Raw genomic sequence first — 21,653 nt, forward strand, 5'->3', positions numbered from 1 at the left:
ATCGGGGTGACTAGTAGAAAGGTCCGAGCAGGCGGCCCCCCCCCCTCCCCCCCCCCCCCCCCCCCCCCCCCCCCGCTCCCACAGGGGCTGCGTGTAAATCGGGTGAGCGCCCTGTCAGGCGTAGGTGTCGATGATCCGGCCGAGCATTTCGTCGGATGCCTTGGCGACCTTTGCGCCAAGCTCGACTTCGAGTTTGCCCACGGCCAGCTGCACGGTGCTGGTGGCCAGGTCCATCTGCTGGCTGCGGTCGACCGCGCGCAGGCGTTCGGCCTGAAAATCGCTGGACTGGCTGGTGGCGCTACGCTCGGCGGTGGTGCTGGCGATCTGGCTGGCAGCCTGATCGACGCGGTTCTGGCCGGTCTGGATTGCGCTCAGGCCCGCGTAATAGGCGGAGCTACCGGTGATTTCCATGTCAGGACTCCATTGACGCTGGATGACGAACAGGCCCAATTAAAGCAGGCCAGGGGTGAAAAGGCCCGTTTAAATCCCTAATGGCCTGGTGCCATTTGATAGGCCTTGGATATTCCTGTACCGGCCTCTTCGCGGGCTTGCCCGCTCCCACAGGGTCCGCACAATATCTGGACCCTGCGCTGTACCTGTGGGAGCGGGCAAGCCCGCGAAAGGGCCGGGCCTGGAAACGGCTAATCCAGCAGATCCAGCTGCAGGTGTTCAGCCACCATGTCGGCACTGGCCTGCTTCAATTTGGGCACCCGCCCCAGGCATGGCGCCGGCAAACGCTCGGCCAGGCTGGCCAGGTTCTCTTCCAGGCGCGAAGTACGCGGCTCGATGATGTTCGCCACCCATCCGGCCAATTGCAGCCCGTCGCGCTCGATTGCCTCAGCGCTTAGCAAGGCATGGCTGATACAGCCGAGCCGCACACCGACCACCAGAATCACCGGCAACCGCAGGGCCACCGCAAGGTCGGACAGATTTTCCAGCCCCGACAACGGCACGCGCCAGCCACCGGCCCCCTCGATCAGGGTGAAATCGGCATTTTGTTGCAGCACATTGCGCATCGCCGCCAACAGTTCCGGCACGGCAAGCGTTACTCCCGCCTCGCGCGCTGCCACATGGGGTGCGATGGCCGGTTCGAAGGCAAACGGGTTGACCTGCTCGTAGGGCAGCTTGATCGTGCTTTCATCGATCAGCGCCTGTGCGTCGCTGTTGCGCAAGCCTTTGGGCGTCATCGTGCAACCGGAGGCCACCGGCTTGGCCCCCAGCGTGCTCATGCCCTGCAACCGTGCCGCATGCAACAGGCCGGCTGCGATGGTGGTCTTGCCAACATCGGTATCGGTACCGGCAATAAAATAGGCCTGGCTCATCTCGCTCCCCTTAAGCCTGTGGCTTGCGCAACACACCATAGACCACCTGGTAGGTGGCTGGCAGCCCCTCGGGCTGGCGAAATGCCTCATAAGCCTGCAGCAGGCCCTGCATGCGGGCCCGGCCGGTAAGCCCGGAAGGCCGGCCAGGGTTCAGGTTGTGGGCACCGAGTGCCTTGAGCTCATGGGTCAGGCTGCGTACATCCGGGTAGTGCAGCACGTGCGGGCAGCGCTGCAGCCCAAGCTGTTCGAAGCCGCTGGCTGCGCACAGGCGCTGATAGTCCTCGAAACGGCGGAAGCGGTTCACATGCACCAGGCCATCCACCGCCTGCCAACTGGCGCGCAGTTCATCAAGGGTACCCACACACAGGCTGCTGAAGGCCAGCACGCCGCCCGGGCGCAGCACTCGCAGCGCTTCTGCCAGCACGCTGGCGAACTGGTCGCACCACTGCACGGCCAGGCTGGTGAACACCAGGTCGACGCTGGCATCACGCAGCGGCAAACGCTCGGCGTCACCGGCCACGTGATAGAGCGCCCCGCCCTGTTCGTTGCGGGCATGGCACAACATGCCTTCGGCGATATCCACCGCAACGCCGCTGGCCTGGGTGAACCGCTCGGCCAACGCCCTGCTGAAATGACCGGTGCCGCTGCCCAGGTCCAGCCAGCGTGACGGCTGCAGGCCTTCCGGCAACTGCTCCAGCAAGCTCGAACCCACCGCACGCTGCAAGGCTGCCACGCTGTCGTAGCTGGCTGCGGCGCGGGAGAACGAGGCCGCTACCTGGCGCTTGTCGGGCAGCGCGCCGGGCAGGGTCGGACGGGAAAGGTCAGTCATCGCCACTCTCATGCAGGAAACTCTTGATGCCCGCCGCCAGTTCCTGCGGGTATTCCAGCAGGAACGCGTGGGAGCTTTCTTCGACCAGGCCCACTTCTACATCGGGCAGCAGCTCGCTCAGCGCTTTTGCCGCCTCTGCCGGCACCAGCGCATCGCTGCCGGCGAACAGGTGCAGCTGCGGGCCACCATAGGCCTGCAGTGCTTCGCGGGTATCCAGCTTGGCCAGCACCTCAAGGCCCGTGGCCAGGTACAACGGGTCGGTGTCCGGCACGCCGACACCCAGCTGACGCAGCAGGGTGCGCGGTTGCAGGGCACCGTCGCTGCACAAGGTACGGAAGCGCTTCAGGGTGACCTGGGTATGGCTGCGGCAGCCGTCGAGGAAGGTGCCGAAAGTGTCTTCGGCCATGCCGTGGGGCCAGTCGGGGCGAGCCACGAAACTGGGGTTGCTGGCCAGAGTCAGCAGGCCGCAGCAATGGTCGCCGCGCTTGTGCGCCAGCGCGCTGGCCAGCATGCCGCCTAACGACCAGCCACCCAGCCAGACATCGCTCGGCAGCTTGCGGTCGAGGTGGTCGACCCAGGCCTGCACATCGCTATGGGCCAGTTCCGGCAAGGGCATCAGCTCTACCTGCAGGCGGGCGTCCTGGGCACGCAGGCTGGCGGCCAGCGGCTCCAGGGAAGCAGTGCCCAAGCCCCAGCCAGGCAACAGAACAAGTCGATTACGCATCGGCGCTCTCCAACTGTGGATAACACTCGGCCAATGCATTCAACAATAGCTGCACCTGCGCCCCGCTGTGCGCGGCGCTCAATGTCACCCGCAGGCGTGCGCTGCCCGCTGGCACGGTGGGCGGGCGGATGGCCGTCACCAGCAAACCGCGCTCGCGCAGCATGCGTGACAGGCGCAGGGCCTTTGCGCTGTCGCCGATGACGATGGGCTGGATCGGCGTCGGACTGTCCATCAATTCCAGGCCGATCTGCTGCGCACCTTCACGGAACTGGCGGATCAGCGCGGCCAGGTGCTCGCGGCGCCAGGTTTCGCGGCGCAGCAATTCCAGGCTCTTGAGGGTGGCGCAGGCCAGCGCCGGTGGCTGGCTGGTTGTATAGATGTACGGGCGGGCGAACTGCACCAGCGCCTCGATCAGCTCTTCGCTGCCGGCCACAAAGGCACCGGCGGTACCACAAGCCTTGCCCAGCGTACCGATCAACACCGGCACATCCTCAACGCCCAGGCCGAAGTGCTCGACGATACCGCCGCCCCGGGTGCCGAGGGTGCCCAAGCCATGGGCATCGTCAACCATCAGCCAGGCACCGCGAGCGCGGGCGACATCGGCCAGCGCCGGCAGGTCGGCAAGGTCGCCGTCCATGCTGAACACGCCATCGGTCACTACCAGGGTATTGCCTACGGCCTTGTCCAGGCGGCTGGCCAGGCTGGCCGGGTCGTTGTGCAGGTAGCGGTTGAAACGGGCACCACTGAGCAACCCGCCATCCAGCAGCGAAGCGTGGTTCAGGCGGTCCTGCAGCACCGTGTCGCCCTGCCCCACCAGCGCGGTGATGGCGCCCAGGTTGGCCATGTAGCCGTTGGAGAACAGCAGCGCGCGCGGGCGCCCGGTGAGTTCGGCCAGGGCCTCTTCCACCTGGTGGTGCGGCGTACTGTGGCCGATCACCAGGTGCGAGGCACCGCCACCGACACCCCAGCGCTCGGCGCCGGCCTGCCAGGCGGCAATCACCTCGGGGTGGTTGGCCAAGCCCAGGTAGTCATTGCTGCAGAAGGCCAGCAAACACTGGCCATCGACCACCACTTCCGGCCCCTGCGGGCTTTCCAGCAGTGGCCGCTGCCGATACAGGTCTGCGGCGCGCCGTTCGGCCAGGCGCGCTGCCAAGTCGAAGGCCATTTCAGGCTGTCGCGGCGTTGTAGAACATCTCGCTGCTGCGCTGCTCGACCAGCGCCTGCTCGATGGCCGCCTGGTGCACTTCGTCGGCGTGCTCTTCACGCGCTTCGGGCTTGATGCCCAGGCGTGCGAACAGCTGCATGTCCTTGTCGGCCTGCGGGTTGGCGGTGGTCAGCAGTTTTTCGCCGTAGAAGATCGAGTTGGCACCAGCCATGAAGGCCAGGGCCTGCATCTGCTCGTTCATCTGCTCGCGGCCGGCGGACAGGCGCACGTGCGACTTGGGCATGAGGATACGGGCCACGGCCAGCATGCGGATGAAGTCGAACGGGTCGACGTCTTCTTCCTCGGCCAGCGGCGTACCGGCCACCTTGACCAGCATGTTGATCGGTACCGACTCCGGGTGCTCGGGCAGGTTGGCCAGCTGGATCAGCAGGCCGGCGCGGTCGTCCAGCGACTCGCCCATGCCGAGGATACCGCCGGAGCAGATCTTCATCCCGGCATCGCGCACGTAGGCCAGGGTCTGCAGGCGCTCGCTGTAGGTGCGGGTGGTGATGATGCTGCCGTAGAACTCAGGCGAGGTGTCGAGGTTGTGGTTGTAATAGTCCAGGCCGGCCTGGGCCAGGGCCTTGGTCTGCTCCTGGTCGAGCTTGCCGAGGGTCATGCAGGTTTCCAGGCCCATGGCCTTCACGCCTTTGACCATCTCCAGCACGTAGGGCATGTCTTTGGCCGACGGGTGCTTCCACGCCGCGCCCATGCAGAAGCGTGTAGAACCGATGGCTTTGGCGCGGGCGGCTTCTTCCAGCACCTTCTGCACTTCCATCAGCTTCTGTTTTTCCAGCCCGGTGTTGTAGTGGCCGGACTGTGGACAATATTTGCAATCTTCCGGGCAGGCGCCGGTCTTGATCGACAACAGGGTCGAAACCTGCACGCGGTTCGGGTCGAAATGCGCGCGGTGCACGGTCTGCGCCTGGAACAGCAGGTCATTGAACGGTTGCTGGAACAGCGCCTTGACCTCGGCCAGGGACCAGTCGTGACGTGTTGTTGCAGTTGTGCTGGCGCTCATTGGCGTTTCCTTGTTTAGGCTGAAGCAGGCGCCGGGACAGGAAAGCCCGCCAGCGCATCACGGATAGCTCGCATAGTCATGGAAGGCCTATGAACTGTCAACCATACTGGAAAAGGCTGGTTTACAAGTGCTCACTTATTAACCAATCGTGTTTGCTGTGCGATGAACCTGCCGAGCAGGCCTACCCGCTGTGCGTCGCCTGCGAGCAGGAACTGCCCTGGCTGGGCGATCATTGCCTGCGCTGCGCCCTGCCATTGCCGATAGCCGGCCTGACTTGCGCTCAATGCCAGCGCCGCGCACCGGCCTTCGAGCAGGTGCTTGCACTGTGGCATTTCGGCTTTCCGGTGGACACGCTGATCAGCCGTTTCAAGCACAACCGCCAGTGGCCCTTGGGGCGCCTGATGGCCGAATTGCTCGCGCATGGGCTGCTGCACCGCTTTACCGAAGGGCTACCGCGCCCCGACCTGTTGTTGCCTGTACCCTTGGCCAAACGTCGACTACGGGAGCGGGGGTTCAACCAGGCGGGGATGCTCGGGCGCTGGCTGTCGTCGCACGTGGGGGTACGTTGCGACGAGCGGTTGCTACTGCGCACACGGGAGACACCTGCGCAGCAACAACTGGACGCCAAGGCCAGGCGACGCAACTTGCGCCAGGCGTTTACCGTCAGGGGCAAGCTGACGGGCGAGCATGTCGCCATTATCGATGACGTGTTGACCACCGGTGCGACCGCGCAAGCGGTTGCCGAAGTGCTGCGCAAGGCCGGTGCGCGGCGGGTGGATGTGTATTGCCTGGCGCGTACGGCCAAGCCGGGGTATGTATGAGCAAGCGCGGATCGCCCGGTGTAGGAGCGGCCTTGTGTCGCGATCGGGCTGCGCAGCAGCCCCAGCGATATTTGCCAAGGCATGAATCCGTGGGGCCGCTTCGCGCCCCTTTCGCGACACAAGGCCGCTCCTACACACTATCCATCCTCAGGCCCCCACAAGACCAAATGCCCATGCCCCTGCCCCCCCACCTCACCCAGCACATCGCCCGCCGCCCCCAGCGCATCGCGCTGCTGCAGCACATTGCCGAAGAAGGTTCGATCACCCGCGCCGCCAAGGCTGCGGGCATCAGCTACAAGGCCGCCTGGGACGCCATCGACGAACTCAACAACCTGGCCAGCCAGCCCCTCGTCGAGCGCAGTACCGGCGGGCGTGGTGGCGGTGGTGCCCGTCTGTCGCCGGAAGGCCAGCGGGTGCTGCGCCTGTACCAGAGGCTGCAGGCCCTTCAGGCGCAAATCCTCGAAGCGGCCGAGGAGTCCAGCGACCTCGACCTGCTCGGCCGGCTGATGCTGCGTACCAGCGCGCGCAACCAGTTGCAGGGCCAGGTCAGCGGCCTGCGCCGCGAAGGACGGCATGATCGCGTCAGCCTGGCGTTGGGTGGAGGGTTGGAGGTCGAAGCGTTGATCACCCACGACAGCACCGCACGGCTAGAACTGACGCTGGGGACGACGGTAGTGGCGCTGCTCAAGGCGGGGTGGGTGAGGTTGCTGGCCGACGAGGAACAGGCCGAAGCGGATAGCAATTGCCTACGGGCGACGGTGGAGGAGGTGCTGGCGGAGGCTGATGGGCCTGGTGAGGTCCGGTTGGCGTTGGGGAATGGGCAGACGTTGTGTGCGTTTGCCGAGACGGATTGGTTGGCTGGGCAGCGGGTGGCAGCAGGCAGTTCGGTGCGGGTTCAATTTCATCCCTCTTATGTATTGCTTGGGATTCCTGCATAGCCTGGCCGCGCTTTGCGCGGTTCGCGGGTTTACCCGCGAAGAGGCCAGTACAGGCATAACGCGCTACCATGGCCCCCACGCCGCCTACCCCCGGAGCCACCATGTCCCACCCTTTCGATACCCTCACCCCCGACCTGGTCCTGGACGCCGTGGAAAGCCTGGGCTTTCTCAGCGATGCCCGGGTGCTGGCGCTGAACAGCTACGAAAACCGCGTCTACCAGGTGGGCATCGAGGGCGCGCAACCGCTGATCGCCAAGTTCTACCGCCCAGGCCGCTGGAGCGACGCGGCCATCCTCGAAGAACACAGCTTCACCGCCGAACTGGCCGACTGCGAAGTGCCGGTGGTCGCCCCGCTGCAGCACGACGGCCGCACCCTGTTCGAACACCAGGGCTTCCGCTTCACCCTGTTCCCCCGCCGCGGCGGCCACGCGCCAGAGCCGGGTAACCTCGACCAGCTCTACCGTCTTGGCCAGTTGCTCGGCCGCCTGCATGCCGTGGGTGCCAGCAAACCGTTCGAGCACCGCGAAGCGCTGGCTGTGGACAACTTCGGCCACGCCTCGCTGAATACCCTGCTGGAAGGCGATTTCGTCCCTCGCGAACTGCTGCCGGCGTTCGAATCGGTGGCCCGCGACCTGCTCAAGCGAGTGGAGGACATCTATGCCCGCACCCCGCACAAGCTCATCCGCCTGCATGGCGACCTGCACCCCGGCAACCTGATGCACCGCGACGAGGTGTACCACGTGGTCGACCTCGACGACTGCCGCATGGGCCCGGCGGTACAGGACCTGTGGATGATGCTGGCAGGCAGCCGCGAGGAGCGCCTGGGGCAACTGGCCGAACTGATCGACGGCTACAACGAGTTCCACGACTTCGACCCACGCGAGCTGGCCCTGATCGAGCCCCTGCGCGCCCTGCGCCAGCTGCACTACAGCGCCTGGCTGGCGCGGCGCTGGGACGACCCGGCATTCCCGCCGAGCTTCCCCTGGTTCGGCCTGCCACGCTACTGGGGAGACCAGATTCTCGCCCTGCGCGAGCAAATGGCCGCACTGGATGAAGCGCCGCTGAAATTGTTCTAGAAGCACGCCCGCCTCTGTCTACAATAGGCGTCGCTTTATTTAGCTACCTAAGCAAGGATTCTGCATGCACGCCGCAAACCCGCGTCGCGGGTACCTACTAGGCCTCAGCGCCTACATCATCTGGGGTCTTTTCCCCCTGTACTTCAAGGCAATCCAGAGCGTTCCGGCGGTGGAGATCATTGTCCACCGGGTGCTCTGGTCGGCTTTGTTCGGCTCGTTGCTGCTACTGGTATGGAAACACCCAGGCTGGTGGCGTGAACTGCGTGACAACCCGCGCCGGCTGGGCATCCTGGCCCTGAGCGGGGCGCTGATCGCCGGCAACTGGCTGACCTACGTATGGTCGGTGAACAACGGGCGCATGCTTGAGGCCAGCCTGGGTTACTACATCAACCCGCTGATCAATGTGCTGCTGGGCATGCTGATCCTTGGCGAGCGCCTGCGTCGGCTGCAATGGCTGGCCGTGGCCATGGCCGCCGTGGGTGTGGCTCAGCAGGTGTGGCAGGTGGGCAGCCTGCCGTGGGTGTCGCTGGTACTGGCGCTGAGCTTCGGCTTCTATGGGCTGATTCGCAAACAGGCACCGGTAGCGGCGCTGCCGGGCCTGGTGGTGGAAACCTGGATGCTGGTACCGCTGGCCCTTGGTTGGCTGTTACTGCATCCGGCGGCGACAAGTGCCCAGGGCGCGTTCTACACCAGCAGCGAAGCGTTGTGGTTGATGGCTGCGGGTCCGGTGACACTGGTGCCGCTGGTGTGCTTCAACGCTGCCGCGCGGCACTTGCCGTACACCACGCTGAGCTTCCTGCAGTACTTGGCGCCGACCTTGGTGCTGCTGCAGGCGGTGCTGCTGTTTGATGAGCACTTGTCGTCGAGCAACTTGGTGGCGTTCATGTTCATCTGGGCAGGTTTGGCGATTTACAGCGTCGATGCGTGGGTCAGTTTGCGCAAGCGTAGTTGATCAGAAAATGATCACAACTCTGCAGGCCTTGTGATTCGTGGCCTGCAGAGACATCTCCAAAGGTTATCCACACCCTCGTCCCCGTGCTTTGTGCACAAGCTGCTGATTTTTGGGTGTTTTTTGATCAAGGCCGTGCAAGGCGCGCGAGGCCTGGGCTGGAGAGGGGAACCCCCAGGTTATCCACAGGGCCTTCCCCGTGATATCGGGATAACCGCAGGGGGCTGCTTTGCAGCCCATCGGGAAACAAAGACACCCCTCCCAGGGAAAGAGTAAACCCTGTGGGAGCGGACTTTTGTTGCGATGGGCCGCGAAGCGGCCCCGGCAATCTCGGATCAATCCTCCGGCCGCAGCTTCAACTCCACCATCAAGTCATCCGCCAGGCTCTCCAGTCGCTGCTGCAGTTCTTCGAGCGGTAGAGTCAACGGCAAAGCCAACAACGCATCTGCATGAAACAACGGCTCGCTGCTCATCGGCGCCGGCCGCACTTCTGTTGAAAACCGCTCGACGTTCACCTGCAATTCAGCCAGCAAGCGGGTGATATCACGCACGATCCCCGGCCGGTCATTCCCTACCAGCTCCATGGCAATCGGCTTCCAGGTGCACGACGGCTCGATGCCGCTCTCGGCGATCAGCACACGAATGTCATATCGGGCCAACCCCTGCAGCGAAGCCACCAGTTCGTCGTAGTTTTCCGCCGGCACCGCCACCCGCAGGATGCCGGCAAACTGCCCGGCCATGCGCGACATGCGGCTCTCCAGCCAGTTGCCACTGTGGTCGGCGATGCACTGGGCAATGCGCTCGACCTGGCCGGCCTTGTCAGGGGCAATCACAGTCAGTACAAGATGATCCACAAGCCCTTCCTCGTGTCGGACCGCGCCGTGCGGCAGAAAATCGGGGGATCGACTCAGTATAGGCAAGGCGCGGCAACCTGCCGCAGGGCAATCCGCACAACGAATCGTGTACTGTTTCAAGATTTATCTGGAACAATCCACCTGTTTTTTGCGAACATACTCACTCCCAGCGTGACCATACGCGACCAACGGGTCGCATAACGGCGCTTTTAGTCTGATTTTGCCCCGCCTACTGCTTCATGTAGTATCCCGTGGCGCGGACTACAAAACGTCGTTTGGATGTCTGCCAAGGCGCCTGTGAAAATACGCACACTGTCTGCCAGCCGGTCTGGCAGGCCGCACCCAGCCCCGCTCGGGGCTTTACTCGGGGGCATGCACTGGTGCCGTGTTTAGAGAAGCGCTACAGGCTTAATACAGAAGAGCGAAATAGCTGAGCAGAGTGAGGCAAGCAATGACTGGATACGTTCAAGTCGGTGGCCTTCAGGTCGCCAAGGTCCTGTACGACTTCGTGAACAACGAAGCCATCCCAGGGACCGGCATCGTCGCCGAGCAGTTCTGGGCCGGTGCAGAGAAGATCATCAATGACCTCGCTCCAAAGAACAAAGCCCTGCTCGCCAAGCGCGACGAGCTGCAAGCCAAGATCGACGCCTGGCACCAGGCACGCAAAGGCCAGGCCCACGACGCCGTAGCCTACAAAGCATTCCTCCAGGAAATCGGCTACCTGCTGCCACAAGCCGACGATTTCCAGGCCACCACCCAGAACGTGGACGAAGAAATCGCCCACATGGCCGGCCCACAGCTGGTCGTACCGGTGATGAACGCCCGCTTCGCCCTGAACGCCGCCAACGCCCGTTGGGGTTCGCTGTACGACGCGCTGTATGGCACCGATGCCATCAGCGATGAAGGCGGCGCCGAGAAAGGCCAAGGCTACAACAAGGTACGTGGCGACAAGGTCATCGCCTTCGCCCGCGCCTTCCTCGACGAGGCCGCGCCACTGGCGGCCGGCTCGCACGTCGACTCCACCGGCTACCGCATCGAAGGCGGCAAGCTGGTAGTTGCCCTGAAAGGCGGCAGCAACAGCGGCCTGCGTGACGATGCCCAACTGATCGGCTTCCATGGCGATGCCGCCGCGCCGACTGCCGTGCTGCTCAAGCACAACGGCCTGCACTTCGAAATCCAGGTAGACGCCAGCACCCCGGTCGGCAGCACCGACGCCGCCGGCGTGAAAGACATCCTGATGGAATCGGCGCTGACCACCATCATGGACTGCGAAGACTCGGTTGCCGCCGTCGACGCCGACGACAAGGTGATCGTCTACCGCAACTGGCTGGGCCTGATGAAAGGCGACCTGGCCGAAAGCGTGAGCAAGGGTGGCAAGACCTTCACCCGCACCATGAACCCGGACCGCGAGTACGCCGCGCCCAACGGCGGCAGCGTGACCCTGCACGGCCGTTCGCTGCTGTTCGTGCGCAACGTTGGCCACCTGATGACCAACCCGGCGATCCTCGACGCCCAGGGCAACGAAATCCCCGAAGGCATCCAGGACGGCCTGTTCACCAACCTGATCGCCCTGCACAACCTCAATGGCAACACCAGCCGCAAGAACACCCGCACCGGCAGCGTGTACATCGTCAAGCCGAAGATGCACGGCCCGGAGGAAGTAGCCTTCGCCGCCGAAATCTTCAGCCAGGTCGAAGACCTGCTGGGCATGAAGCGCAATACCGTCAAGGTCGGCATCATGGACGAGGAGCGCCGTACCACGGTCAACCTCAAGTCGTGCATCAAGGCCGCAGCCGAGCGCGTGGTGTTCATCAACACCGGCTTCCTCGATCGCACCGGCGATGAAATCCACACCTCGATGGAAGCCGGCGCCGTGGTGCGCAAGGGCGCCATGAAAAACGAGAAGTGGATCGGTGCCTACGAGAACAACAACGTCGACGTTGGCCTGGCCACCGGCCTGCAAGGCCGTGCGCAGATCGGCAAAGGCATGTGGGCCATGCCCGACCTGATGGCAGCCATGCTCGAGCAGAAGATCGCCCACCCCCTGGCCGGTGCCAACACCGCCTGGGTGCCGTCGCCGACTGCAGCCACCCTGCATGCCCTGCACTACCACAAGGTGGACGTACAGGCGCGTCAGCGTGAACTGGCTTCGCGCACACCCGCGTCGGTGGATGACATCCTCACCATCCCGCTGGCCGCCGACACCAACTGGTCGGCCGAAGAGATCCGCAACGAACTGGACAACAACGCTCAGGGCATCCTCGGCTACGTGGTGCGCTGGATCGACCAGGGCGTAGGTTGCTCGAAGGTGCCGGACATCAACAACGTCGGCCTGATGGAAGACCGCGCCACCCTGCGCATCTCGGCCCAGCTGCTGGCCAACTGGCTGCGCCATGGCGTGGTCAGCCAGGAGCAGGTGCTGGAAAGCCTCAAGCGCATGGCCGTGGTGGTGGACCAGCAGAACGCCAGCGACCCTCTGTACCGCCCGATGGCACCGAACTTCGACGACAACGTCGCGTTCCAGGCGGCGGTAGAACTGGTGGTGGAAGGTGGCAAGCAGCCGAACGGCTATACCGAGCCGGTACTGCACCGCCGTCGCCGCGAGTTCAAGGCGCGTAACGGGCTGTAAGCGACATCTGCGACAGGGGGCCGCTTTGCGGCCCAATCGCCGGCAAGCCAGCTCCCACAGGGACTGCACAGGCCCCAAACGCTGTGCGGTCCCTGTGGGAGCTGGCTTGCCGGCGATGAGGCCGGAACAGGCTCCTCAGCTAACCGATCTGCAGTTCTTTCTTCACCAGCTCCAGCAGCCTGTCCAGATCGACCGGCTTCAGCAAAAAATCCACCACCCCCAGGTGCATAACGTCCACCGCCTCTTTGACGTCGGTATCTCCCGACACCACGATGATCGACAACGCCGCCCGTTCCGACTCGCGAATCTGCCGGATCAGGTCCAGGCCATCCTCGGGCTGCATGCGCAAATCCGTGATCATCAAGCCGATTCTTTGCTGGTAGTGCAGGTACAGCCTGGCCTCCTCGGCCCCATCCGCCCCGACACAGTCAATCCCCCGGCTTTTCAGGTACAGGATCAGGGCCTCACGATTCACCGCATTGTCATCCACCACCAGCACCAAGGGCTTGGCAACCACGGGCGCACTTACGAGGGCCAATGCCTCGCGCTCGGCGTCACTCAGGATGTCGTGTTGCTCAGGCATGCTCATCTCGTCAAAAAAATTCCGCTTCAGCATTAGGACCGCAGAACTTGCGTAACCCGGTTGGCCTTTCGTCGGGTCTTTGACAGGGGCGCTCATAGACTTACGTCCAATGGGCACCATCCCGCCGCAAGCCGACCATGGAGGCAGAGAACAACATGGCCGGCACCTATATATATAGATATATAGTTCGGCATAGCGATACGGTCAGTTTCATGAGCAAAAAGGACGCCTACACCCAGGCGGGCAGGACAGCAGTGCTGCAGAACATCCAGGGCACCTTGCAGTTCCTGCAGCGTTTTCCGCCGTTCAACCAGATGGAACACAGCCACCTGGCCTACCTGGTCGAACAGTGCCAGCTGCGCTTCTATGCCAGCGGCGAAAGCATCGTCAAACCTGCCGACGGGCCGGTCGAGCACTTCTACATCGTCAAGCAGGGCCGCGTGGTCGGCGAACGCCAGCATCTGGTCAAACCTGGTGTGGAGACTACCTTCGAGATCACCAGTGGCGAATGCTTCCCGCTGGCTGCCCTGCTCGGCGAGCGGGCGACACGCACCGAGCATCTGGCAGGTGAGGACACCTTCTGCCTGCAGCTGAACAAGGCCGCGTTCATCCGCGTGTTCTCGATGTCGGAAGTGTTTCGGGATTTTGCCCTGCGCGGGGTCAGCAGCCTGCTCGACCAGGTCAACCAGCAGGTACGCCAGCGCGCGGTGGAAACCCTTGGCACCCAGTATTCGCTGAACACGCCACTGGGTGAACTGGCCATGCGCCACCCGGTGGTGTGCAGCCCCGAAACGCCTCTGCGAGACGCCGTGCGACTGATGCACGAGCAGCAGGTTGGCAGCATCGTGGTGGTCGACCCGCAGCGCTACCCCACCGGTATCTTCACCCTGCGCGACCTGCGCCAGGTGGTGGCGGCGGCCGATGCCGACCTGGGCGCGCCCATCGCGCGGCATATGACCGCCCAGCCGTTCTACCTCAGCCCCCAGGCCAGCGCCTTCGACGCAGCCATGGCCATGACCGAGCGGCATATCGCCCACGTATGCCTGGTGGAAAACCGACGCCTGTGCGGTGTGGTTTCGGAGCGCGACCTGTTCTCCCTGCAACGGGTCGACCTGGTGCACCTGGCACGCACCATCCGCCATGCGCCACGCCTGGATACCCTGGTCTCGCTGCGCGGCGAAATCAGCCAACTGGTCGAGCGCATGCTGGCCCATGGCGCGTCATCCACGCAGATCACCCAGATCATCACCCTGCTCAACGACCACACCGTGTGCCGGGTGATCGAACTGGCGCTGGCCGAGCGCGGTGACCCGGGCGTGCCGTTCAGCTGGCTGTGCTTTGGCAGCGAAGGGCGACGTGAACAAACCCTGCACACCGACCAGGACAACGGCATCCTCTTCGAAGCCGCCGACGGCGCCGAAGCCGACGCCATCCGCGCACGCCTGCTGCCGCTGGCGCAATACATCAACCAGTGCCTGGCCCAGTGCGGCTTCACCCTGTGCAAGGGCAACGTCATGGCCGGCAACCCCGAGCTGTGCCTGTCGCGCAGTGAATGGGCGCGGCGTTTTGCCGGTTTTGTCCGCGAAGCCAGCCCGGAGAACCTGCTGGGCTCGAGCATCTATTTCGACCTGCGCGTGGTGTGGGGCGACGAGCAAGGTTGCGAGCAGCTGCGCCAGGGCCTGCTGGAGCAGGTGGCCGATAACCGCATTTTCCAGCGCATGATGGCTGACAACGCCCTGCGTCAGCGCCCGCCGGTGGGCCGCCTGCGTGAGTTCGTTCTGACCCGCCAGGGCAACGACAAGGCCGCCACCCTCGACCTCAAGGTCCAGGGCCTGACGCCCTTCGTCGATGCTGCGCGGCTGCTGGCCCTGGCCAACGGCATCGGTGCCTGCAATACCCTGGAGCGCCTTCGCCAGCTCGTGGCCAAGGGCGTGATCGAGGTACTGGATGGCGCAGCGTATGAAGAGGCCTACCACTTCATCCAGCAAACGCGCATGCAGCAGCACCAGCGCCAGACCCGCGACAACCTGCCCTATTCCAACCGCCTGGACCCGGACAGCCTCAACCACCTGGACCGGCGCATCCTGCGCGAGTCCCTGCGCCAGGCCCAGCGCCTGCAAAGCAGCCTGGCCTTGCGGTACCAGCTATGAGCCTGTTCGCCTGGCTGCGCCCCAGTGCGCCGGAACTGGACCACGCCACGCGCCAGCGCCTGGCCCGGCTGCCCAAGCCAGCGCCATTGGGGGTGTGTACCCTGCGCGAGCAGCGCTGGGTGGTGCTTGACCTGGAGACCAGTGGCCTGAACACCAACCGTGACCAGGTGTTATCGGTTGGTGCCGTCGCCATCGAAGACGGCGCCATCGACTTTGCCCAGCAATTCGAACGCACCTTGCACCGGCCTTTGCAGAAGACCAACGCCAGCGTGCTGATCCATGGCCTGGGCCCGAGTGCCCTGGCTGCCGGTTGCGACCCGGCCGAGGCCTTGCTCGACCTGCTCGACTTCATTGGCAACAGCCCGGTGTTGGCATTCCATGCGCCGTTCGACCAGCGCATGCTCGCCCGCGCGCTGAAGGAAAGCCTGGGCTATCGCTTGCAGTCACCTTTCCTGGATGTTGCCGAGCTGGCGCCGATGCTCAACCCCGACACAGTGCTGCGCGAGGCCGGGCTGGATGACTGGGTGGCGCGGTTTGGCCTGCAGGTAGAGGAGCGCCATCATGCCAGCGCCGATGCCCTGGTCACCGCCGAGCTGGCGCTGATCCTGTTCAGCCAGGCCCGGCGCCAGCAGCTGGACAGCCCGCTGCAGTTGGAGCAGCGCTTGCGCGGGTGGCGCAGGCGCAAGGTGCACAACCACGGCCTGTAGATTTGTATTGACCTGACAGGGCCAATCGCCGGCAAGCCAGCTCCCACAGGTACTGCACAAGTTCCAGAATCAACGCGTTTCCTGTGGGAGCTGGCTTGCCGGGGATGGGCCACCTGCCCTTTCCATGATGGCCATCCGATAAGCGTCCATTGCACCCACCCCCTCCCCTCTGCAACAATCGCGAATAATTATCGTTAGTTAATGCATTCGTTCCGGGGGGACGCTGCTTGTCTTCTGCACAGAGCCCACACGCCGATCTGGTCGGTGCGCTGTACCGCGACCATCGCGGCTGGCTGCTCGCCTGGCTGCAACGCAGCATGGCCTGCCGCCAACGTGCCGAAGACCTGAGCCAGGACACCTTCGTGCGCCTGCTCGGCCGTGCGCAACTGGATACGCCCCGCGAACCCCGCGCGTTCCTGGCCGCCGTGGCCAAGGGCCTGATGTTCGACCACTTCCGCCGCGCCGCGCTAGAACAAGCCTACCTGGCCGAACTGGCCCTGATGCCGGAAGCCGAACAACCTTCCCCGGAAGTGCAACACCTGATCCTCGAGGACCTCAAGGCCATCGACCGCCTGCTAGGCAAGCTGTCGAGCAAGGCCCGCGCAGCATTCCTGCACAATCGCCTGGACGGTATGAGCCATGCCGAAATCGCCGAGCGCATGGGGGTTTCGGTTTCGCGGGTGCGCCAGTACATCGCCCAGGGCATGCGCCAGTGCTACGTGGCCCTGTACGGGGAGCCGACGTGAGCAGTTCACCGGTTTCGTCCCGGGTGCTGGAAGCCGCCATTGCCTGGAAGCTCAGCCTCGACAACGGCAGCGGCACACCTGACGAGCGCAGCGAATTCATGCGCTGGCATGCCGCCAGCGAGGAGCATGCCCGCGCCTGGCGCCAACTCGGTGCCATGGACCAGCGCGTGAGCGCCGCTGCCGGCCCGGCACGCCAGGCCCTGCTGCAATCGCGCGCCGGGCTGCGCCGACGTATCGGCAAGGTCGGCGGCGGGCTGGCCGGCATGTTTCTGCTGAGCTCGCTACTGGCCTGGGTCGGCGCACCATCGCTGGCACCGAGCTACTGGCTGGCCGATCAGCGTACCGCCACCGGCGAACTGCGTACCCTGCGCCTGGAAGACGGCACCTTGTTGAGCCTGAACAGCCACACGGCCGTGGATATCGACTACGCCGGCAAGCAACGGGTGATTGTGCTGCACCAAGGCGAGATTTCGGTCGAAACCGGCCATCAGGACCGGCGCCCGCTGCTGGTGCGCACCGACGATGGCCGCCTGCGCCCGTTGGGCACACGCTTCCTGGTGCGCCGCGAGGACGACGGCACGCGCCTGGAAGTACTGCAAGCCTCGGTCGCTGCCATGCCGCTGAACAGCGGCGACGAACAGGTGCTGCGCGAAGGCCAGCAGGTTCTGATGAACGCCAACGGCCTTGGCCGGATCGGCACGGTGCCAGCCGGTGCCGACGCCTGGACCCGCGGCATGCTGGTGGTGGACAACGTGCGCCTGGCTGACCTGCTGGCCACGCTTGGCCAGTACCGCAGCGGTTACCTCGGGGTAGACGACCAGGTCGCCGACCTGCGGGTGACCGGCAGCTTCCCGCTGACCGATACCGACCTGGCGCTGTCGTCGCTGGTGCCGGCACTGCCGGTGAAGGTCGAGCGGCATACGCCGTGGTGGGTGACCGTCGGTCCCCAATAAACCTGTACCGGCCTCTTCGCGGGCTCGCCCGCTCCCACAAGTACCCCACCGTGCTTGAAACCTGTGTGGTACCTGTGGGAGCGGGCAAGCCCGCGAAAGGGCCGGTACAGGCAAAAACCAACTTCAAATAATTCTCAATTTTTTTCAGATTCGCCCTGTCACTTTTCAAATCTCGCTCGGCAAGGAAGCAGAAAGCACTTATCCGTCGAGGAGCCTCTGCATGTCCCGTGCTGTTGATCGTATCCTGCGCCCCAGCCTGATGGCCCTGGCCATCGCCGTGACCGCACCATTGGCCAGCCCTGCCCTGTTCGCCGCCGAGCAATCCGCTCAGCGCGCCTACGACCTGCCCAGCGCCCCGCTGGCCACCACTCTCAACCAGATCGCCAGCCAGGCCGGCATCACCCTGGCCATCGACCCGGCATTGGTAAGCGGCCGCACCTCGGCCCCGGTGAGCGGGCAGTACGATGGCCTTGGTGCCCTGCAGGCAGCCCTGCGCGGCACCGGCCTGCAACTGCAGCAAAGCAGCGTGGGCAGCTACAGCCTGGTGGCTACGCCGGAAGGGACACTGGCGTTGCCGGAGACTGCGATCAATGCGACTTCCAGCTATGAAAGCGCCTGGGGACCGGTAGAGGGTTACACCGCGACCCGGACAGCAGCTGGCACCAAGACCGACACCGCCATCGCCGAACTTCCCCGCTCGGTAAGCGTGATCACCCGCCAGCAGATGGAAGACCGGCCGGTGCTCAGCCTGAACGACGCCCTTCGCTACACCGCTGGCGTGCAGAGCAGCGGCTATGGATCCGACTCGCGCAGCGACTGGTTGCTGGTACGGGGTTTTGTGCCTACCCAGTTCCTCGATGGCCTGCCATTGCCCAAGGGCAACTACGCCACCCCCAAGATCGAGCCCTGGAACCTGGAGCGCATCGCCGTGCTGCGTGGCCCGGCCTCTTCGGTCTACGGCCAGACTCCACCAGGTGGCCTGCTTGACATGACCAGCCGTCGGCCGCAATTGGAAAGCAGCCACGAAGTCGAAGCCCAGGTTGGCAGCAACAACCACAAGCAGATCAACTTCGACAGCACTGGCAAGCTCGACGATGCAGGCCAGTTCCTGTACCGAGTGAGCGGCACCGTGCGTGACAGCGGTTCGCCGGTAGACCACATCCCGGACAAGCGCTACAACATCGCGCCCAGTCTGACCTGGAACATCAACGACGACACCAAGCTGACTTTCATCAGCCAGTACACCCGCGATGACACCGGCATCACCGGCCAGTTCCTGCCACTGCAAGGCACCAAGCTGGATAGCCCCGCAGGCAAGATTTCGCACCACAAGAACCTGGGCGACCCGGATTGGGAATCCTACGACCGCACCTACTACCACCTGGGCTATGCGTTCGAGACCCGTCTGAACGATACCTGGCAGTTCCGTCAGAACCTGCGCTACGCGCGTAACGAACTGGACTTCAAGGGCATTACCGCCGGTGGTTCGATCTGGCCAGCCGGACCGGACGAAGCTGTCAGCGCAGATGGCACCGTGCAACGCACCGCCGGTATCGTCGAGGAGGACATCTCCCAGTTCGCCTTGGACAACAACTTCCAGGCCGACTTCCAGACCGGCCAGGTTGCCCATACCCTGCTGTTGGGTCTCGACCACCAGCGCTCGGACAGCAATGCCCGCTGGCGCTGGGGCTCGGCTGGTGTGCCACCGAGCAATATCCACAACCCAATCTACGGTCAGGATTTCTCGAACGTTCAGTACTTCGACATGTACGACTACGACCAGAAAACCCAGCAGACCGGCCTGTATATCCAGGACCAGATGGCCCTGGACAACTGGCGCCTGACCCTTGGAGGCCGTGAGGACTGGGTGCACACCGGCACTACCTTCCACAACCAAGGCGATGCCACCAACACCCAACGCGACAAGAAATTCAGTGGTAACGCAGCACTCAGCTATGTATTCGATAACGGCCTGACCCCTTACATCTCCTATGCCGAGTCGTTCCAGGCTGCCACCGGTTCCACCGTCAACAGCACCGATGCCTTCGAACCGACCGAAGGCAAGCAATACGAACTGGGCATCAAGTACCAGCCTCCAGGCAGCAATAGCCTGTTCACCGCTGCTGTGTTCGACCTGACGCAGGAGAACATGTCGGTGACCGAGGGTGGTGTAACCCGCCAGGTTGGCGAAGTGCGTGTCAAAGGCCTGGAGCTGGAGGCTACCTCGGATGTGACCGAGAACCTCAAACTGGTGGGCTCGTACACCTACAACGACAGCGAAATCATCAAAGGCACCAGTGACGAGAAAGGCAAGCGCATGGCGCAGGTGCCGCGCAACCAGGCCACTGCCTGGGCTGACTACACCTGGCACAGCGGACCACTGGATGGGTTTGGGGTCGGCGTTGGCGTGCGCTACGTGGGCGATACCTACGGTAATACCACTAACACCGATTGGGGGCATGTGGGGTCCTACACCGTCTACGACGCATCGGTGCACTACGACCTGGGCCGCCTGAACAGCACTCTCAAGGGAGTGACCGTAGCCGTGGATGCGAAGAACTTGTTCAACAAGGACTACTTGTCTACCTGTGACGGGTACTACTGCTACTACGGCGACGAGCGCAACGTGGTGGCCAGTGTCAATTACAAGTTCTGAGTGAACGGGGGCCGCTTTGCGGCCCTTTCGCGACACAAGGCCGCTCCTACAGGAAAACGTGCTCACCTGTAGGAGCGGCCTTGTGTCGCGAAAGGGCTGCGCAGCTGCCCCAGCTTCCAACAGGCAAAAATCGGTACCGTGATGAAAAGCCCAACCATCCGCCGCTGGTCGGTGATCCACACCTGGAGCAGCCTGGTCTGCACCCTGTTCCTGCTGCTGCTGGCAGTCACCGGCCTGCCGCTGATCTTCCACCACGAACTCGAACACCTGCTCGGCGACGCCCCCGAACTGCGGGAAATGCCGGCCGATACGCCACACCTCGACCTGCAGCAGTTGGTGATCAAGGCCGAGCAGCACCGCCCCGGCGAGGTCATGCAGTACTTCGGCTACGACGAGGACGAAGCCAACGGCGTAGTGGCCATCACCGCCGCCACCGCCGGCACCGAACCCAATTCGTCGCACACCTTCATGCTCGACGCACGCACCGGTGAAGCCGTGGCCATGCCGGCCGCCAACGGCGGCTTCATGATGACCATGCTGCGCCTGCACGTTGACATGTTCGCCGGCCTGCCCGGCAAGCTGCTGCTCGCCTTCATGGGCGTGCTCTTCGTCGTGGCGATCATCTCCGGCACAGTGCTCTATGCACCATTCATGCGTCGCCTGGACTTCGGCACGGTGCGCCACGGCAAATCCCGTCGCCTGCGCTGGCTCGACCTGCACAACCTGATCGGCGTGGTCACCTTGGCCTGGGCACTGACGGTAGGCGTGACCGGTGTCATCAGCGCGCTGTCGGACCTGGTCATCGCCGCCTGGCGCAACGACAGCCTGGCCGCCATGGTTGCCCCATACCGTGATGCCCCTCCGCTCACCGAACGCGCCCCGGCAACCCACCTGCTGACCATCGCCGAACAGGCCGCCCCCGGCATGCGTCCGGACTTCATCGCCTTCCCGGGCACACGCTTTTCCAGCGAGCACCACTATGCGGTGTTCATGAAGGGCGCCACGCACCTGACCTCGCACCTGCTCACGCCCGTGCTGATCGATGCGCGAACACTGACAGTAACCGCCGTCGGCGAACGCCCCTGGTACATGGATGCCATGGGCCTGTCGCAACCGCTGCACTTCGGTGACTACGGTGGCCGGCCAATGCAAATCCTGTGGGCGTTACTCGATGTGCTGACCATCATCGTACTCTGCAGCGGCTTGTATCTGTGGTGGGGCAAACAGCGCACGAAGCGGGAGGCGCGGGCATGAGCCACAAATCACAGCCGACCTGGCGCATCTTCATCTGGCCGATGGTCGTGGCCTTGCTCACTGCCGTGGGGCTGTTTGCCGCCTTGCTGGGGGACGGGGCATGGGACAGCCTCGCCTGGCTCGGCCTGGGAGTGTCGGCTGCTCTGGGCCTGCAAGGTTTCTACCCTCGTTCACGGCAGTAATCGGGTAATACACGCACCCTCTTCTGCTGCGACATGGTTGGCTGCCATCTTCCCT

20 protein-coding genes are annotated in these 21,653 nt (G+C 64.1%); 12 read left to right on the forward strand and 8 right to left on the reverse strand.

The genetic code is table 11. The features are described 5' to 3' along the window. Positions 1-114: 114 nt before the first annotated feature. The 6 genes from ACLCGK_RS12530 to bioB all read right to left on the reverse strand — a co-directional run bounded on the left by ACLCGK_RS12530 (position 115) and on the right by bioB (position 5,100). Positions 115-411, reverse strand: a complete 297-nt coding sequence (locus ACLCGK_RS12530) for a hypothetical protein (RefSeq protein WP_003258614.1) — start codon at positions 409-411, stop codon at positions 115-117. Between the two features lie 230 nt (positions 412-641). Further along, positions 642-1,322 carry a dethiobiotin synthase gene (gene bioD, locus ACLCGK_RS12535; protein WP_024086137.1) on the reverse strand — a complete coding sequence of 227 codons (681 nt, stop codon included), beginning with the start codon at positions 1,320-1,322 and terminating at the stop codon, positions 642-644. Positions 1,323-1,332: 10 nt separating this feature from the next. Continuing rightward, on the reverse strand, positions 1,333-2,151 hold the full coding sequence (gene bioC, locus ACLCGK_RS12540) for a malonyl-ACP O-methyltransferase BioC (RefSeq protein WP_410952103.1): 819 nt from the start codon (positions 2,149-2,151) through the stop codon (positions 1,333-1,335). Continuing rightward, positions 2,144-2,875: an alpha/beta fold hydrolase gene (locus ACLCGK_RS12545; RefSeq protein ID WP_015268698.1), complete on the reverse strand. Its 732-nt coding sequence runs from the start codon at positions 2,873-2,875 to the stop codon at positions 2,144-2,146. The genes bioC and ACLCGK_RS12545 overlap by 8 nt, the downstream gene beginning before the upstream one ends. Then, the gene (bioF, locus tag ACLCGK_RS12550) at positions 2,868-4,040 is read right to left on the reverse strand and encodes an 8-amino-7-oxononanoate synthase (protein WP_410952104.1); all 1,173 of its coding nucleotides are present in this window, start codon (positions 4,038-4,040) and stop codon (positions 2,868-2,870) included. Before bioF ends, ACLCGK_RS12545 begins: the two co-directional genes overlap by 8 nt. Position 4,041: 1 nt before the next feature. Beyond that, positions 4,042-5,100, reverse strand: coding sequence for a biotin synthase BioB (gene bioB, locus ACLCGK_RS12555; protein ID WP_013970556.1), 1,059 nt, complete (start codon positions 5,098-5,100; stop codon positions 4,042-4,044). An 89-nt stretch (positions 5,101-5,189) separates the two neighbouring features. On the opposite strand from bioB, the gene ACLCGK_RS12560 reads away from it, so the two are divergent. From ACLCGK_RS12560 to rarD, 4 genes are all read left to right on the forward strand, one after another. Further along, entirely contained in the window at positions 5,190-5,921 is a 732-nt protein-coding gene (locus ACLCGK_RS12560; protein ID WP_410952105.1) for a ComF family protein, read from the forward strand. Positions 5,922-6,094: 173 nt separating this feature from the next. Next, positions 6,095-6,859 (forward strand): TOBE domain-containing protein, encoded by a 765-nt coding sequence (locus tag ACLCGK_RS12565; RefSeq protein ID WP_410952106.1) that lies wholly within the window; start codon positions 6,095-6,097, stop codon positions 6,857-6,859. A gap of 101 nt (positions 6,860-6,960) precedes the next feature. Then, positions 6,961-7,935: a serine/threonine protein kinase gene (locus tag ACLCGK_RS12570; protein ID WP_410952107.1), complete on the forward strand. Its 975-nt coding sequence runs from the start codon at positions 6,961-6,963 to the stop codon at positions 7,933-7,935. A 64-nt stretch (positions 7,936-7,999) separates the two neighbouring features. Further along, complete coding sequence (gene rarD, locus ACLCGK_RS12575; protein WP_410952108.1) at positions 8,000-8,887, forward strand: EamA family transporter RarD; 888 nt, start codon at positions 8,000-8,002, stop codon at positions 8,885-8,887. A gap of 332 nt (positions 8,888-9,219) precedes the next feature. Here the strand turns inward: rarD and ACLCGK_RS12580 are convergent, their stop codons facing one another. Next, a complete protein-coding gene (locus ACLCGK_RS12580) occupies positions 9,220-9,738 on the reverse strand; it encodes a glycine cleavage system protein R (RefSeq protein ID WP_410952109.1) in 519 nt (172 codons plus the stop codon). A 451-nt stretch (positions 9,739-10,189) separates the two neighbouring features. Here ACLCGK_RS12580 and ACLCGK_RS12585 point away from each other — a divergent pair, with 451 nt between their 5' ends. Further along, positions 10,190-12,367: a malate synthase G gene (locus ACLCGK_RS12585; protein WP_015268691.1), complete on the forward strand. Its 2,178-nt coding sequence runs from the start codon at positions 10,190-10,192 to the stop codon at positions 12,365-12,367. Positions 12,368-12,506: 139 nt separating this feature from the next. Here the strand turns inward: ACLCGK_RS12585 and ACLCGK_RS12590 are convergent, their stop codons facing one another. Next, positions 12,507-13,046: a response regulator gene (locus tag ACLCGK_RS12590; RefSeq protein WP_309672049.1), complete on the reverse strand. Its 540-nt coding sequence runs from the start codon at positions 13,044-13,046 to the stop codon at positions 12,507-12,509. A gap of 116 nt (positions 13,047-13,162) precedes the next feature. Here ACLCGK_RS12590 and ACLCGK_RS12595 point away from each other — a divergent pair, with 116 nt between their 5' ends. From ACLCGK_RS12595 to ACLCGK_RS12625, 7 genes are all read left to right on the forward strand, one after another. Further along, positions 13,163-15,100 (forward strand): DUF294 nucleotidyltransferase-like domain-containing protein, encoded by a 1,938-nt coding sequence (locus tag ACLCGK_RS12595; RefSeq protein ID WP_410952110.1) that lies wholly within the window; start codon positions 13,163-13,165, stop codon positions 15,098-15,100. Next, on the forward strand, positions 15,097-15,807 hold the full coding sequence (locus ACLCGK_RS12600; RefSeq protein WP_039613220.1) for a PolC-type DNA polymerase III: 711 nt from the start codon (positions 15,097-15,099) through the stop codon (positions 15,805-15,807). Before ACLCGK_RS12595 ends, ACLCGK_RS12600 begins: the two co-directional genes overlap by 4 nt. Positions 15,808-16,034: 227 nt before the next feature. Continuing rightward, positions 16,035-16,553: an RNA polymerase sigma factor gene (locus tag ACLCGK_RS12605; RefSeq protein ID WP_015268687.1), complete on the forward strand. Its 519-nt coding sequence runs from the start codon at positions 16,035-16,037 to the stop codon at positions 16,551-16,553. Further along, positions 16,550-17,506, forward strand: coding sequence for a FecR domain-containing protein (locus ACLCGK_RS12610; protein ID WP_410952111.1), 957 nt, complete (start codon positions 16,550-16,552; stop codon positions 17,504-17,506). The genes ACLCGK_RS12605 and ACLCGK_RS12610 overlap by 4 nt, the downstream gene beginning before the upstream one ends. 220 nt (positions 17,507-17,726) lie before the next feature. Next, positions 17,727-20,162 (forward strand): TonB-dependent siderophore receptor, encoded by a 2,436-nt coding sequence (locus ACLCGK_RS12615; RefSeq protein ID WP_410952112.1) that lies wholly within the window; start codon positions 17,727-17,729, stop codon positions 20,160-20,162. Positions 20,163-20,303: 141 nt separating this feature from the next. Then, positions 20,304-21,416: a PepSY-associated TM helix domain-containing protein gene (locus ACLCGK_RS12620; RefSeq protein WP_410952113.1), complete on the forward strand. Its 1,113-nt coding sequence runs from the start codon at positions 20,304-20,306 to the stop codon at positions 21,414-21,416. Further along, on the forward strand, positions 21,413-21,598 hold the full coding sequence (locus tag ACLCGK_RS12625) for a hypothetical protein (protein ID WP_410952114.1): 186 nt from the start codon (positions 21,413-21,415) through the stop codon (positions 21,596-21,598). The genes ACLCGK_RS12620 and ACLCGK_RS12625 overlap by 4 nt, the downstream gene beginning before the upstream one ends. Positions 21,599-21,653: the final 55 nt, after the last annotated feature.

The organism is Pseudomonas sp. S1(2024) (assembly GCF_046557535.1).